General features: G+C 63.4%; 13 protein-coding genes and 1 pseudogene. 9 read left to right on the top strand and 5 right to left on the bottom strand.

Annotated elements, in window-relative coordinates:
• Positions 1–139: 139 nt before the first annotated feature.
• The 7 genes from OB03_RS10855 to OB03_RS10825 all read left to right on the top strand — a co-directional run bounded on the left by OB03_RS10855 (position 140) and on the right by OB03_RS10825 (position 5,864).
• Positions 140–385 (top strand): hypothetical protein, encoded by a 246-nt coding sequence (locus OB03_RS10855; RefSeq protein WP_461344152.1) that lies wholly within the window; start codon positions 140–142, stop codon positions 383–385.
• 157 nt (positions 386–542) lie between these two features.
• Entirely contained in the window at positions 543–1,016 is a 474-nt protein-coding gene (gene greA / locus OB03_RS10850) for a transcription elongation factor GreA (protein ID WP_242914516.1), read from the top strand.
• Positions 1,007–2,023 (top strand): mitochondrial fission ELM1 family protein, encoded by a 1,017-nt coding sequence (locus tag OB03_RS10845; RefSeq protein WP_461344151.1) that lies wholly within the window; start codon positions 1,007–1,009, stop codon positions 2,021–2,023. Before greA ends, OB03_RS10845 begins: the two co-directional genes overlap by 10 nt.
• A gap of 106 nt (positions 2,024–2,129) precedes the next feature.
• A complete protein-coding gene (locus OB03_RS10840; RefSeq protein ID WP_242914514.1) occupies positions 2,130–3,179 on the top strand; it encodes a hypothetical protein in 1,050 nt (349 codons plus the stop codon).
• A 78-nt stretch (positions 3,180–3,257) separates the two neighbouring features.
• Positions 3,258–4,499 (top strand): DUF2254 domain-containing protein, encoded by a 1,242-nt coding sequence (locus OB03_RS10835; RefSeq protein ID WP_461344150.1) that lies wholly within the window; start codon positions 3,258–3,260, stop codon positions 4,497–4,499.
• 48 nt (positions 4,500–4,547) lie between these two features.
• Positions 4,548–5,522 carry a thioredoxin-disulfide reductase gene (trxB, locus tag OB03_RS10830; protein WP_461344149.1) on the top strand — a complete coding sequence of 325 codons (975 nt, stop codon included), beginning with the start codon at positions 4,548–4,550 and terminating at the stop codon, positions 5,520–5,522.
• A gap of 51 nt (positions 5,523–5,573) precedes the next feature.
• On the top strand, positions 5,574–5,864 hold the full coding sequence (locus tag OB03_RS10825; protein WP_461344148.1) for a hypothetical protein: 291 nt from the start codon (positions 5,574–5,576) through the stop codon (positions 5,862–5,864).
• 3 nt (positions 5,865–5,867) lie between these two features.
• Here the strand turns inward: OB03_RS10825 and OB03_RS10820 are convergent, their stop codons facing one another.
• Both OB03_RS10820 and OB03_RS10815 read right to left on the bottom strand, forming a co-directional pair.
• Positions 5,868–7,049: a cell wall hydrolase gene (locus OB03_RS10820; protein WP_461344147.1), complete on the bottom strand. Its 1,182-nt coding sequence runs from the start codon at positions 7,047–7,049 to the stop codon at positions 5,868–5,870.
• Positions 7,050–7,167: 118 nt separating this feature from the next.
• Complete coding sequence (locus OB03_RS10815) at positions 7,168–7,644, bottom strand: Dps family protein (RefSeq protein WP_461344146.1); 477 nt, start codon at positions 7,642–7,644, stop codon at positions 7,168–7,170.
• A 214-nt stretch (positions 7,645–7,858) separates the two neighbouring features.
• Here OB03_RS10815 and OB03_RS10810 point away from each other — a divergent pair, with 214 nt between their 5' ends.
• Positions 7,859–10,723, top strand: coding sequence for a PAS domain S-box protein (locus OB03_RS10810; RefSeq protein WP_461344145.1), 2,865 nt, complete (start codon positions 7,859–7,861; stop codon positions 10,721–10,723).
• A 109-nt stretch (positions 10,724–10,832) separates the two neighbouring features.
• Here OB03_RS10810 and OB03_RS10805 read toward each other — a convergent pair whose 3' ends face one another.
• Positions 10,833–11,033, bottom strand: coding sequence for a hypothetical protein (locus OB03_RS10805; protein ID WP_242914507.1), 201 nt, complete (start codon positions 11,031–11,033; stop codon positions 10,833–10,835).
• A 430-nt stretch (positions 11,034–11,463) separates the two neighbouring features.
• Here OB03_RS10805 and OB03_RS10800 point away from each other — a divergent pair, with 430 nt between their 5' ends.
• Positions 11,464–12,486 carry a cell wall hydrolase gene (locus OB03_RS10800; RefSeq protein ID WP_461344144.1) on the top strand — a complete coding sequence of 341 codons (1,023 nt, stop codon included), beginning with the start codon at positions 11,464–11,466 and terminating at the stop codon, positions 12,484–12,486.
• An 84-nt stretch (positions 12,487–12,570) separates the two neighbouring features.
• Here the strand turns inward: OB03_RS10800 and nadC are convergent, their stop codons facing one another.
• Both nadC and OB03_RS10790 read right to left on the bottom strand, forming a co-directional pair.
• Positions 12,571–13,425: a carboxylating nicotinate-nucleotide diphosphorylase gene (nadC, locus tag OB03_RS10795; protein WP_461344153.1), complete on the bottom strand. Its 855-nt coding sequence runs from the start codon at positions 13,423–13,425 to the stop codon at positions 12,571–12,573.
• A 20-nt stretch (positions 13,426–13,445) separates the two neighbouring features.
• Positions 13,446–13,869, bottom strand: a pseudogene (locus tag OB03_RS10790) (L-aspartate oxidase); the annotation flags it as partial.

Below are 13,869 nucleotides of genomic sequence, written 5' to 3'. Positions count from 1 at the left end.
GGAGACTATGCCTACGCCTGAGGCCACATTCAGGTCTTGAAATAACGCCGGTTCGCCACGATCACGACCCGATCCGGACATGGTTGAGCAACCGGTGATCTCTTTGAAACCTCTAGGGGTTTTGACCCGTTAACGAGGTATGCGCCTCTCTGTCCTCCCATCGATCATTCTGTTGATCGCGGCGCTGGCTTTCATGTTCGCATTCATGGCCAGCGGCGTGATTTTCCTGCCGACCTTCTTCAACCTTATCGGGGATGCGGCACTGGTCTGGCTGGCCATTGTCTCGTTCAGCGCGCTTGTCCGTCTGGGCCGCGCCCACTCGCGCGCGCGCCGGCTGCCGCCGGTTCAGAACAAAGTTATCCGGCACACCCAACGCCGGGCCTGATCCGGGCTGCAACGCACTGTCGACAGACGCCCATCTTGACTTTTAGGGGGCTTTGGCCCAGCTTCTTACCCCCGGTCATGCAACGCCCCGTGGCCGCAGGCGTACCGGACTACTGTCTTTCATCTGTCTTCGGGCGTAGCAAGAAACTCACGACACAATGGAAAAAGTGCCGATGACGGCCGAGGGCTATCGTGCTCTCGACGATCAACTGAAGCAACTCAAGCAGGTCGAACGACCTGCAGTGATCGCCGCCATTGCCGAGGCGCGCGAGCACGGCGACCTGTCGGAAAATGCCGAGTACCATGCCGCTAAAGAGCGTCAGGGCTGGGTCGAAGGCTCGATTGCAGAAATCGAAGATAAGCTTTCGCGCGCACAGGTCATCGACGTTGCCAAGCTTTCGGGTAACACCGTGAAGTTCGGTGCCACCGTCCACCTCGTGGACGAGGACACCGAAGAAGAGTCCTTCTACAAGATCGTCGGCGACGACGAGGCTGACGTGAAGGCTCGCAAGATTTCGATCTCTTCCCCGATCGCACGCGCCCTGATCTCGAAAGAGGTCGGTGACGTGGTCGAGGTGAACACCCCCGGCGGTGTGAAGGGCTACGAAATTCTCAAGGTCGAGTGGAAGTAAACTCCACACCACCAACGGATTCAGGGGCGCGTGACCATGTCACGCGCCCTCTGTCCATTTGGGTCGTCTCGGACGGCCGCGCCGGCATCGAGAACCAGTCCCTGGGCCTTGCCGAAGCCATCGACGCCGAGACACCTGCCGAGATCACCCGCTTCCACATCCGCTGGAAGCCGATGTTCGACCGCCTGCCGTCCGCGCTGAAACAGCCGTGGATGCTGGATCACGGCGACGGCCTGCTCAAGAAAACCCCGCATCCCGACATCTGGATCGCCACCGGCCGCGCCACCCTGCCGCTGTCGGTGCGTATCAAGGCCGCCTCCAAGGGTAAGACCCTCGTCGTCCAGACACAGGACCCGCGCTGGAAAAACAGCGCCTATGACCTGATCGTCGCGCCCGAGCACGACAACGTCACCGGTCCCAATGTCCTGCCGATCCTAGGCAGCCCCCACCGCATCACCCCGCAAAAGCTGGTCGACGCCGCCCCTGCCTTCGCCACACAGATCGAGGCCCTGCCCCACCCGCGCGTCGCGGTGATGATCGGCGGCACCTCCAAGGCATTCGACCTCACGCTCGACCACGCTGCCGTCCTCGCCGACCTCATCGCAGAGACGGTCGAGGAAAAGGGCGGCTCCCTCCTCGTCACCTTCTCGCGCCGAACCCCGCTCTTGGCGCAAACGGTCATGACTCAGCGGCTCAAGGCCCTCCCTGGCATGATTTGGGACGGCGCAGGCGAGAACCCGCTCTTTGCCATGCTGCATTACGCGGACCACATCCTCGTCACCGAGGACAGCGCCAATATGGCCACCGAGGCTGCCTCCACCGGCAAGCCGGTCCACGTCCTGCCCATGGTTCCGATCAGGCCGCAGACCAAGTTCAAACGTCTGCACGCTGCCCTTGAGACGCACGGCGCGACCCGTCCCTTCGACGGTACCTTGCCGGATTGGACCTATGTCGCGCTTAACGAAACCCGTCGTGCGGCCAAGGCTGTAATCGCCCTTCTTCGTTGAAATACTTCCACGCCGACGGAACGCATGCCCGTCAGGCCGCGTTCATCCGAAAAGGGCTAAGTTCCTATTTGTAGTAGAGTTTTCCGAGGGTCGTTCAGTGTCGTTTTTGAGTTTTCTGTTTCCGCAAACAGATCCCCGCAAAAACAGGATCAAGGCCCCGGACGGCTTCCGGATCGCGACCCAGAAGGAACTGTGGGGATCTTGCGCCCCCCTGGTCGCGGCGGCGGCCAGCGCCCCTAAAAGTGCCGACACACTTCTCGCCTACGCCGATCAGGTCAAAGAGGCGATTGCACGTGGCGCCACCGTGCCGTGGGGCACCCGCGTGGCCGCCGTCTCGCATTACTGGCTCGGTGATTGCGGTGAACTGATCGGCACCAGCGCGGCACGGGCCTATGTCGCCCCGTTCGAAGAAGCCTACCGCCGCCGTCCAGAGCCCTATACCGCCGTGATGCTGGCCGAAGCCTGCTTCAACGTGGCCGACAGCGTGCGCGGCGAAAACTGGTCCGACGCGACGGGTGAAGCCTCTATGGACCTTGCCCACAGCTGGAACGTGCGTGGCTGCGAGGCCCTCATGGCCCAGTCCGATGCCGTCCGCGTCGAAGAGGGCAAGGACTGCGATCCCCAGCATTATCCGTGGTACGCCCAGTACTATATTTCGGCGACCCGCCTGACCCGCACCTTGGACGACCTGAACGCTGCTTTCCAACAGGTGTTCGTGCTGGACAAGACCAACCTGCAGCTCCTTCGCGAACATGGTCAGGAACTGCTTCCCCGCTGGCGTGGCGAGGATGCATCCACCCTCGACGAGTTCGCCCGCTGGGCCGTTGACCAGACGAAGGACATCTACGCCCGTGGTGCCTATGCCTACATCTACGGTAATCTGGCCAATATCGGCGAACTGGATGTCGGCGACACCCTCATCAACGTCGATCTGCTGAACGCGGGCTACCTCGATCTGATCGACCGCTTCCCCTGCGTGCGGCTCCAGAACGAGCACGCCAACGCCATGTCCTGGGCCAATGCAGAACATCAGGTTCTGGCAGCCTTCAACAAGGGACTGCGCGCGATCGACTATCGCGCATGGGGCGGCGATGACGAGCGCGAAGGCCTGCAGTACGCCCTGAACGCCTACACCTTCGCGCGCGACAACGGCTAGGCGGGCACACGCCCCCACCGGAACCCTCCGGCCCTGTCGGGGTTTTACCTGCCTTCCCGTCAGGTCCGGAGCTTGCCCATGCAATACGGAACATGGCTGCTCAGCCGCATCCGCCGCCAGCTTTGGTGGCAGGCCATCCTGTCCGTTGTTCTGGGCATCGCCACAGCCTTAATCGCGACCGTATCAGACCGCTTCTTCCCGTGGTCCTTGCCCATCGAGGTCTCGCGTGAGGCTGTCGACAGCCTGCTGAACATCATTGCCTCCAGCATGCTGGCCGTCACAACCTTCTCTCTGGGCGCGGTCACCTCGGCCTTTGGCGCCGCCACATCCAATGTCACGCCGCGCGCGACCAAGCTGCTGATGGAAGACAAGGTCACGCACAATGTGCTGTCGACCTTCATCGGCTCCTTCATCTTCAGCATCGTCGGCATCATCGTGCTGAGGACGGGCTCCTACGGCGACGAGGGCCGCGCCGTCCTGTTCGTCATCACCATCCTCGTCATCGCCCTGATCGTTGTGCAGCTCCTGCGCTGGATCAACCACCTGATCTCGCTGGGCCGTGTCGGCACCACCATCGACCGCGTAGAGGCCGCCACGCGGGAGGCCATCGAACTTCGCCTGTCTGTTCCCTATCTCGGGGCCAATCCTTGCGACGATACCCTCCCGGCTGGCGCAACCCCGATCCTTTCCGGCCAGATCGGCTATCTCCAGTTCGTCGACATCAGCGCCCTGTCGCGCCTGTGCGAGACGCACGGCCTCACCGCCTACCTCCCAGTGAACGCGGGCAGCTTCTGCTACGAGGACACCGTACTGATGTACGCTGTCGGCCCCCTCGATAACGAAACCCGCAGCCGCCTGCTGGACCAGTTCGTCATCGCCGCTACCCGCACCTTCGATCAGGACCCGCGTTTCGGTCTGGCCGTCATGGCCGAGGTCGCCTCGCGTGCCCTGTCGCCCGCCACCAACGATCCCGGCACGGCGCTGGACGTCATCGGCCGCCAGACCCGCCTGCTGGCCCAATGGGGCAAGGGCCGCGAAGACGCCGAGGTCGAATACCCCAACCTCTATGTCTCGCCTCTGTCCGACGCCGACCTTTTCGAGGATGCCTTCATGCTCCCCGCCCGCGACGGTGCCCACCTGATCGAGATCCAGCTGCGCCTGCAAAAGTCGCTCTTCGCGCTTCAACAGTCGGGCAGCCCCGCCTTCCGCGCCGCAGCTCGACAGCAGGCCGAGATGGCCTATCAGCGCGCCAAAATCGCCCTCACCGCCCCGTGCGACCTCCAGCGTCTGGAGAGCGAGTTCGCCGAGGACCACAAATAAGCGAAGCCAGAGATGGCGAAGCGAAGAATCACCCTCTAAATACGGGCCATGACCCAAGAAGCCCGTACTGTTCGCGTCGCCATCATCGGCTCCGGCCCTGCTGGTTGGACCGCCGCCATCTATGCCGCCCGCGCCTCGCTGAATCCTGTTGTGATCGCAGGCCTGCAACCGGGCGGCCAACTGACCATCACCACCGACGTGGAAAACTATCCGGGCTTCGCCGAGACCATTCAGGGTCCGTGGCTGATGCAGCAGATGCAGGAGCAGGCTGAACACGTCGGCACCGAGGTCATCCACGACATCGTCACCAAGGCCGACCTGTCACAGCGCCCGTTCCGCCTGACGCTGGATAGCGGCACCGAAATCCTCGCCGAGACCATCATCATCTCGACCGGCGCTCAAGCCAAATGGCTCGGTCTGGAGTCTGAGGCTGCCTACCAAGGTTTCGGCGTCTCGGCCTGCGCTACCTGCGACGGCTTCTTCTATCGCGGCAAAAAGGTCGTCGTCGTCGGCGGCGGCAACACCGCCGTCGAAGAAGCCCTCTTCCTCACCAACTTCGCCGAGAGCGTCACGCTGGTTCACCGCCGCGACACCCTGCGCTCGGAAAAAATCCTTCAGGAGCGCCTGTTCGCTCACCCGAAGGTCAACATCATCTGGAACAGCGCCGTCGAGGAAATCGTCGGTGCCGTGGACGGCTTCGCCAAGAACGTCACCGGCGTACGCCTGAAAGACACCGTCACGGGCGAGACCTCGCACATCGACGCTGACGGCGTCTTCATCGCCATCGGCCACGCCCCGTCGTCGGAACTGTTCGCGGGCCAGTTGGAAATGAAGGAAGGCGGCTACATCGTCGTCCAGCCGGGCACCCCTAAGACCGCCATCGAAGGCGTCTATGCCGCGGGCGACGTCACCGACGATGTCTATCGCCAAGCCGTCACCGCCGCGGGCATGGGCTGTATGGCCGCCCTCGACGCAGGCCGCTTCCTCGCCGAGGAAGACCACAAAAAGGCTCAAGCCGCATAACGCAAAGGCCGCTCTTCGGAGCGGCCTTTTTCTTTACGGCAAAGGTGAACGATGGCGGCAATTCTGTTCGAAATCTGGGAAACCGACGACAGCATGGAATGCAGCCTCGTCAGCGCTCAAGCCGACGTCATGCGAGAACCGGACGCCCGCTTCGTCAAAGCCTTCCATGCCTCGACCTATAACGAGATGGGCCAGACCTATAACGACCACTACGGCTGGGGCGAGTACCACCCCATCGAAGGCGTCACCGACATCCCTTTCAGCGAAGACGAACGGGCCGCCCAAACCGCCTATCTATCAAATCGACAGCTGCAGCCCGCCCACGCCGCGCAACTGAAATAGGCCTTAACCCTCAGGCGTCGTCTCAGGAGCCGCAGCTGTCGCCGAGCGCCCTTCCTCGAACGCCTTCAGACGATCGTTAATGTCGGAGATTTCCTTGGCCGTCGGCTGACGCCGCCCGCCAAGGCTGGGTGCCCCCACAATCTTGGTCGTGCCCTCGAACTCCACAGTGCGGTTGCCGGTACCCAACAGATCGCGCACCAGTTCGGCATTCTTCTCGGCCATGCCGTCATCAGCCAGCGCCGCCGTCACCACATCGCGCGGACGGGCAAAGCGCGCCTCGTCGATAACAGGCTCACGTCCACTATAGCTCTGGCTCAGCGAAGCCACCGCTCCTGCCGCACCAGGCCAGCGATAGAAGATATGCGCCCCCGTCTGCGAGACCTTGGTCAAGCTGGGGGCCCACCACGGACGTACATAGTCGGCATGATAGTGTGTGGCCGATCCAACCTTGGCAGCGACCGCTCCGGCAAGCGCCCGCTCGGCCACCCGCTTGGCGCGCTCCCAGGCCCACGGCACAGGCGTCCGCGCCAGATTGCCGTCGCAGGTAAAGGTGAACTGACAGCCCGTATTGCGCTCGGCCCCTTGATAGACCACGCCGCAGATACTGCTGGGATAGTTAGGGTCGCGCACGCGGTTCAGGATCACCTGCGCCACACCGGCCTGCCCCTCGTCGGGCTCCAGCGCCGCCTCGTAATAGACCGCCTGTGTCAGGCACCGCAACGCCCGCTGCCGATCCGCGTCGCTCTGCGGCCTGAAGGCAAAAGGCGGCGCAGCGGCGACCACCGCATCGCCCTGCGTCGCCGCATTGAGCCGCAAAGCCTCCAAACCGCTGATGGTCGCAAACGGATCCGGCTTACCCGCCAATCTCAGGCTCTCCCACCCCGGTGTCAGGCCGGGAATAGCCGCAATACCCATCGCCGGGTCATGCCGCAGCGCCAGCGCCAGTTGCGCCCCGTCCAGCCGCGACATCACGCCCGCCAGACCATCGACGCCATAGCTACCGCCCGCAGCCTCGGCCACAGCCTCTGCGGTACGCACCATGTCCAGCTTGGGCTCCGACCACGCTGACATGCCGCTCGCCATAGCCACCACCAGCGCCGCCCCCGCCGCCAGTGCGACAGGCATCACCCGACGCAGACGCGAACCTTCCGCGTCACGCTCCTTGGGTTGTGGCAACAACGACATCAGCAAACGGTGGGGGACCTTCAACAAAGACAAAACGCCCGAACCCTGCCGGACAGCCTGATAAACAGGCCCAATCCGGCAGTTTTCGGACGTCTACATTAAGGTTTGATGAGACGGCTCAGCGCGCGATGCTGGAACGCAGCATCCACGCCGCCTTCTCGTGCGCGGCCAGACGCTGGGTCATCAGGTCCACCGTCGCCTCGTCGCCGGCCTCTTCGGCCACCTTCAGCGCCGCGCGGGCCGTTTTGATAACGGTGCCATGGTCACGCACCAGCTCGCTCAACATATCCTGCGCCGACTTGTCCGGATTGCCTTCCGAAATCGACGTCAGATTGCCAAAGGCCGAACCCGATTGCGGAGCCAGAACGCCCAGAGCCCGGATACGCTCGGCGATATCATCCAGCGCGGTCCAAATCTCGGTGTACTGCTGCTGGAACAGTCCATGCAGGCTGAAGAACTCCGGCCCGCGCACATTCCAGTGATAACCATGCGTCTTTTGATAAACGGCATAGCTGTCGGCCAGCATCTTCGACAGTTCCTGCGCAATGGCCTCGCGCTGGCTGTCGCTAAATCCGGTATCGATGTGTTCGCTCATTTGACCCCTCTATGATGACTTCGGTGAAAGCTAGGCTCTGTATGTAGGTTCGCGCGTTGAAAATGGAACATGCATCGGCAAATTCGCCATCGCAGCATCCATCACTCGGCTACCGCAAACGGAACGTCCTCCAACCTTTGGCGTTGCACAGTCAGCCATTATTCAACACGACCGCGCCCGCCAAAATCCTCCCGTCGACGTCTGACCGTACCGCATGCCCGAAGCCCGCCTTGATCAAGGCACCTCCTTTCTAGACCGCAACATCGGACGGCTCGCAGGCGGCCCCTTGCCGTCGTGGCCTTATCGCATCGCGATTGCCATTGCGCTGACCCTCGCCTTCTTTGGTCTTCGGATCGCCTTTGGTCCCTTCCTCGGTCATGTCGTCGGCTTCTCTCTCCTTATCCCCGCGGTTCTGCTGAGCGGCCTCGCAGGCGGCTTCGCAGCCAGTCTTTTGACCATTGCACTCTGTATTTTCGGCATGTCCTTCCTGATGGGACACGGCGCTGCACTGGGCATTCCGAACAATCCCTTCCCGCCCTCAGCCCTCAGCTTCGCCCTCATCGGCACAGTCTGCGGCGCGGTCGGTGCCTCGCTGCGTCATTCGCTAAGACGCCTGCATCTGGCCCACGGCCAGCTCTATGCAGTGATGACCGAGCACCGCACGGTCGCACGCGAACTGCGCGCCATCATCGACCAGGCCTCGGCCGGCATTGTCCGCGCCGATTTGGCCGGCGTGGTTCTCGAAGCCAACGCCCGCTTCGCCGAAATGGTCGGCCGTCCCCTCGACCAGATCGTCGGCCACAACGTCATCGAGTTCACCCATCCGGGCGACCTCGACGGCCTGCGCTACGACATCAACACTGCTGCACGGATGGAGCGCACCAGCTGGCAGCTTGAACAGCGCTACGTCCGCCCCGACGGCGGCATAATACGCGCCCTTGTCGATGTTCGCGCCCTTCAGGACAACGACGGCCAGTCCTATGCGGTCCTGGCGATCATCCTCGACATCACCGCCACCCGCGAGGCCGAAGACGCCCTGTCCGAGACCCGCCACAGCTTCCGCACCATCGCCGATTCCGTGCCCGTCATGCTGTGGCTGACCGACAACTCCAACAACGGACGGTTTGTGAACCGGGCCTATCTGGAGTTCACCGGCACGTCACTGGACGAAGTCACACCCGATGACTGGCAGTCCTACCTTCATCCGGAAGACTTCGACCGGACCCGCAGTATCTTTATGGCCGGAATGGCCAGCGGCGAGCCCTTCACCATGCTGGCCCGCTATCGCCGCCACGACGGCCAGTGGCGCTGGCTGCGTTCGATGCACCAGCCTCGCTATGACCGCGATGGCAACCGCATCGGCCTGATCGGCACGGCCTTCGACATCACCGAGACCCACGAAGCCGCCGCCCGCATCCAAGAGTCCGAAGCCCGCTTCCGCACCATTGCCGACAGCGCCCCTGCCGTCATCTGGATGGTCGATGCGCAGGGCAATACCGAGTTTGGCAACCGCCGCTTCCGCCGCGTCTTCGGCGGCATGCCGCCCCATCGCCTGCTCTCGACGCTGCGCTCGATGACGCACCCCGAGGATTTGCCGAGCTTCGACCAGACCCTCGCCGATGCCACCCGCGAAGAGCGCCGCTTCTCCTTCCTCGGCCGCATCTGCCACCCGACCTATGGCGAGCGCTGGATCCGCACCGAAGCCGCCCCGCGCTACGATATCAGCGGCACTCTGGTCGGCTTCACCGGCGTCAGCGTCGATGCCACAGAGAGCCAGCGCGCCGAGCGTGACCTGAAACGCATCAACGAACTGCTCGAAGAACGCGTCAGCGCCGCTCTGGCCGAAAAGGCAAAGGCCGAGGCCGATCTCGTCCGCTCCCATCGCCTCGAAGCGGTCGGTCGTCTGACCGGCGGGGTCGCCCACGATTTCAACAATCTGCTGACCGTCATCATGGGCGGTCTGGAGATCATCCGCAAAACCGAAGATCCCGCCCGCCGCCAGAAGATGGTCGAAGCGGCCCTCGCCGCCGCACGCCGTGGCGAGCGTCTCACGGGCCAGTTGCTGGCCTTCTCGCGTCGCCAGACGCTTCGCCCGTCCTCGACCGATATCAACGCCCTCATCAAAGAAGGCGAGCCCCTGCTGCATCAGGCGGTCGGCGACGGCATGACCCTGACCTTCAAGCTCAAGAGCGGCCCAGCACCCGTTCTCGTTGACTCAGCGAAATTCGAGGCCGCGCTAATCAATCTTCTGGTCAACGCCCGCGACGCCTCGCCGGCCGATGGCCGCATCAGCGTGGAGACGGCAGACTATAGCGTGCCTGCGCTGGCCGATCCCGAACTGCCGCTCGGCACGCCTGCGCCTGCGCCCAAGTCGACCAAGCCTGCCATCCACCCGTCGGACCTCCTGCCCGGTCGCTATATCCGCGTCACCGTCGCCGACAACGGCTCGGGCATGACCGAGGACGTCCAGCGCCGCGTGTTCGAGCCCTTCTTCACCACCAAGGGCGTCGGACACGGCACGGGTCTGGGCTTGTCACAGGTCTATGGTTTCACCCGCCAAAGCGGTGGCTCCATCTCCATCCAGTCCGAGCCGGACAAGGGCACGCGCATCAATCTGTTCCTACCTTGGCTCGACCCGCGCCTAGCCCCTACGCCCGACGCAGACCTGTCCGACGAAGTCATCGTCCACCCCCAACCGGATCAGGACGCCTCCGCGGAGCCCCCGAAAAACGAGCGTCTCCTGCTCGTCGAGGACGACCATGACGTCGCCGCACTGGCCGCTGCCGTGCTGAGCGGCGAGGGCCTCCAGGTCGAACGTGTCCCCAATGCCGCCGAGGCACTGAAGCGGCTGGATAACGAGACCTTCGACATTCTGCTCAGCGACATTTTGATGCCCGGCGGGATGAGCGGCATCGAACTGGCCAACCGTGTCTCGGAAGTCTGGCCCAACATGCGCGTGGTCCTGTCCTCCGGTTTCCCGGGCGAGGCCGAAGCCCTGCGCAATACCCCCTGGGCCTTCCTGCCCAAGCCCTATACTCCCAGCCAGCTTCGCGCCGTGCTTAAACCCCGACGCGCATAAAAAAGAGCCAGACCCCGATAGAAGGTCTGGCTCAAGGTGCCGTCTTCTTCGCTCCGCCAGCCCCGATACGGGGTGCCTTCGCGAGAAGCTTTACGCCGAGAGAAGCGTCCTATTTCGGCTTTTCGGCATGACCGACAGCCGCACCTGCTGCACCACCTACAGCCGCACCGACCGGACCACCAACCACAGCGCCGGCCACCGCGCCGGTCGCCGCCTTCTGCTCGATGGTGTGTCCACAGCCCGCCAGCATGGCCGCCGACAGGCCCGCGAGGGCCAGGGTAGTAATGATTTGTGAACGATAGTTCTTCATCGGACCGAACTCCTTGAATCGATTGTAATTAAAACGCGGTGATCCGGCCAAGGTTCCCCACGGTCAAGCTAATGCATTTTCAAGTATTCGCGCATTAACGAAAACGGTTTCCGGTACGGCCAAGCTCTTCACCGCACAATTGCATCAACTTACCAATACAGTATTCGCAAGATAAGCTTATAGCTCGACACAGGGCACCAAACGCGGCACTCAACCCCTACTCAAATACCCGAGACTTTTGTCCACATCTTCACAACAAACATCGAATCAATCACATTTCCGCCACAAGTAGATGGCTTAAGGCCCGGCTTCCGCTGATCGCTCTGTCCGGTGATCGCGGTTCTGGTGATTGCGTACGGACCCATCGTCCGACTGTGACTACCGGAGTTAAGGGGCGGCGTTTCTCGCCCTGCCACACAGGAATGATCATTTGTCACTCTCTTCGCCCCTGCGTGAGATCAAACACGCCATGCGCAAGCTGGACCCGCGCCCTGTCGCGGTGACCGCTGCTGTTGGCGGCCTGATCACGCTCGCGGTCGGAGGAGCCTATATGGGCGGTGTATCCGCCCAGGCTTCGACGGTGCGTACCCAGGCCGAGCGGATTTCGACCGCCGGTATGAACGGGTACAGCCAGGAAGCCATGGCCCTCGCAGCTGGCGGCCTCGATGCCAGCGCACTGGCGATTGCCAATCGCCATGACCCCTATGCGATCGACGGCGCTGCCCTGCGCGACCGTCAGTCCGAAGTTCTTACTGCCCGCCTTCAGTCACTCGCCACTCCCGAGAAAGTCGGCAGCTTCCGTGTTTCGGGTGCCCGCGACCAATCGCGCGATCTCGAATGCCTGACCCAGGCCGTCTATTACGAAGCCCGCGGCGAAGGCCACAACGGCATGAAGGCCGTGGCGCAGGTGGTTCTGAACCGCGCCCGCCATCCGGCCTTCCCCAAGACCGTTTGCGGCGTCGTCTTCCAGGGCTCCAACCGCTCGACCGGCTGCCAGTTCAGCTTCACCTGCAATGGTGCGATGCGCGCTGCGGTGAACCGCGCCGCATGGAACCGCGCGCGTGATATCGCGTCGGCGGCTCTGGCTGGCGAGACCTACAGTGCCGTTGGCGCGGCGACCCACTTCCACACCACGGCCGTTTCGCCCTCGTGGCGCAACCAACTGGTGCGGGTCAATCAGGTCGGCAGCCACATGTTCTATCGCTTCGGCGGTCGCAACGGCTCGGCATCCAATCTCTCGAGCGAGATTCAGGCCTCTGCCGCTGTTCCGCGTGTGATGCAGGCCTCGATCACGGCCGAGCCTCAGGGCCCTCGCCCGTACTCGGCTCCGCAGGCCGAAACCGCTCCCGCAGAAACCAAGCCTGTGGCTCAACCTGCCGCCACCGTTCAGGTGGTTCCGGTGAGCACGAACGCGGCCTCTGTCCAGACCGCGCCGCTGGCAGCAGCGACCTGACAGGAAAACAGGACGCCAGAGCGTGGGTAATTAACCCCTGCTCCGGCGTCCCGTTCCTCAAATAACCGTAAAATCTACCGGTCGTCAGACCGCATCCAGCCCGATATCCAGCTGGATTACCGAGTGGGTCAGCGCCCCCACGGAGATGACATTGACACCCGTCGCGGCAATCCCCGCCACCGTGTCGAGATTCACCCCACCCGACGCTTCCAAAACAACCTGAACGCCGCTGGTCTTCACGCGCCGCACAGCCTCGCTCATGTCGGTCAGCGTAAAGTTGTCCAGCATGACGACGTCGGGGCCTTCAGCCAGCGCCTCGTCCAGCTGATCCAGACCGTCCACCTCGACCTCCACCTTCATCAGGTGCGGCGCAAAGGCTTTGGCTGCGCGTACAGCCTTGCCCACGCCGCCACAGACCGCAACGTGATTGTCCTTGATCAGGATGGCGTCATCCAAGCCAAAGCGGTGATTGATCCCGCCCCCGCACGCCACCGCGTGCTTCTCCAGCGCCCTCAGCCCCGGCGTCGTCTTGCGGGTATCGGCAATCCTCGCCTTTGTCCCCGCCACCGCCTGCACATAGGTCCGCGTCTGCGTCGCGATCCCGCACATACGGCCAAGGATGTTCAGCGCCGTCCGCTCTGCCGCCAGCAGCCCCCGCGCCGATCCCTCGACCTCGACCAGCACATCGCCCTTACGGATGTCGCTGCCATCGGCCACGAGGATCTCTACCCGCGCCTTGGGGTCCATCATCAGACAGGCGATCCGCACAGCCGCCCCGCCTGCCATCACGCCATTCTGACGCGCACGGAACTGGGCCTTCATCGTCGCATCCGCCGGAATACAGGCCTGCGCCGTCACATCGCCACAGCGCCCCAGATCCTCGGCCAGCGCCATCCGCACAACAGGCTCGATCACCAGATCAGGCAGTTCGCGCACCATCTTCACGTCCTTCAAATCCATCACGCCGCCACCGCTACCCGCGCTGTCATGCGCGTGTGCAGGGCCACCTTGTCCGTTTGCGGATAGTCACTGCGGAAATGCCCACCACGGCTCTCGCGCCGCTCCAGCGCCCCTTCAGCCACCAATTGCGCCGCCACAACCGACAGCGCCACAGGATGGCTCACCGCCATCTCGTCCAGCATCCGGCACAAAGCCTCCAACCCCGCCCCGTCACGCACCACGCCGCAATACCGCGTCATAGCCGCCCTCAGCGCCATCATCTGCGGCTCCGGCAGGTCACCCCCCACCATCACCGCCGACACTGCCCCCACAGCCACCGCGCCCTCACGCGCCGCCGCCCGTCCGGCCTGACGCCCGAATGTCGCCGCCTCTAACAAACTATTCGACGCCAACCGATTGGCACCATGCACGCCCGTCGCCGCA

It is taken from the genome of Brevundimonas sp. GN22 (assembly GCF_054824005.1).
This window is presented reverse-complemented; position numbering and strand designations above follow the sequence as displayed.

Bases quoted from the DNA above. Each gene is read 5' to 3' on its own strand.
- OB03_RS10805 (WP_242914507.1), bottom strand. From the start codon at position 11,033: ATGAAGAACTATCGTTCACAAATCATTACTACCCTGGCCCTCGCGGGC.
- greA (WP_242914516.1), top strand. From the start codon at position 543: ATGGAAAAAGTGCCGATGACGGCCGAGGGCTATCGTGCTCTCGACGAT.
- OB03_RS10825 (WP_461344148.1), top strand. From the start codon at position 5,574: ATGGCGGCAATTCTGTTCGAAATCTGGGAAACCGACGACAGCATGGAA.
- trxB (WP_461344149.1), top strand. From the start codon at position 4,548: ATGACCCAAGAAGCCCGTACTGTTCGCGTCGCCATCATCGGCTCCGGC.
- OB03_RS10810 (WP_461344145.1), top strand. From the start codon at position 7,859: ATGCCCGAAGCCCGCCTTGATCAAGGCACCTCCTTTCTAGACCGCAAC.
- OB03_RS10835 (WP_461344150.1), top strand. From the start codon at position 3,258: ATGCAATACGGAACATGGCTGCTCAGCCGCATCCGCCGCCAGCTTTGG.
- nadC (WP_461344153.1), bottom strand. From the start codon at position 13,425: ATGGTGCGCGAACTGCCTGATCTGGTGATCGAGCCTGTTGTGCGGATG.
- OB03_RS10820 (WP_461344147.1), bottom strand. From the start codon at position 7,049: ATGTCGTTGTTGCCACAACCCAAGGAGCGTGACGCGGAAGGTTCGCGT.
- OB03_RS10855 (WP_461344152.1), top strand. From the start codon at position 140: ATGCGCCTCTCTGTCCTCCCATCGATCATTCTGTTGATCGCGGCGCTG.
- OB03_RS10815 (WP_461344146.1), bottom strand. From the start codon at position 7,644: ATGAGCGAACACATCGATACCGGATTTAGCGACAGCCAGCGCGAGGCC.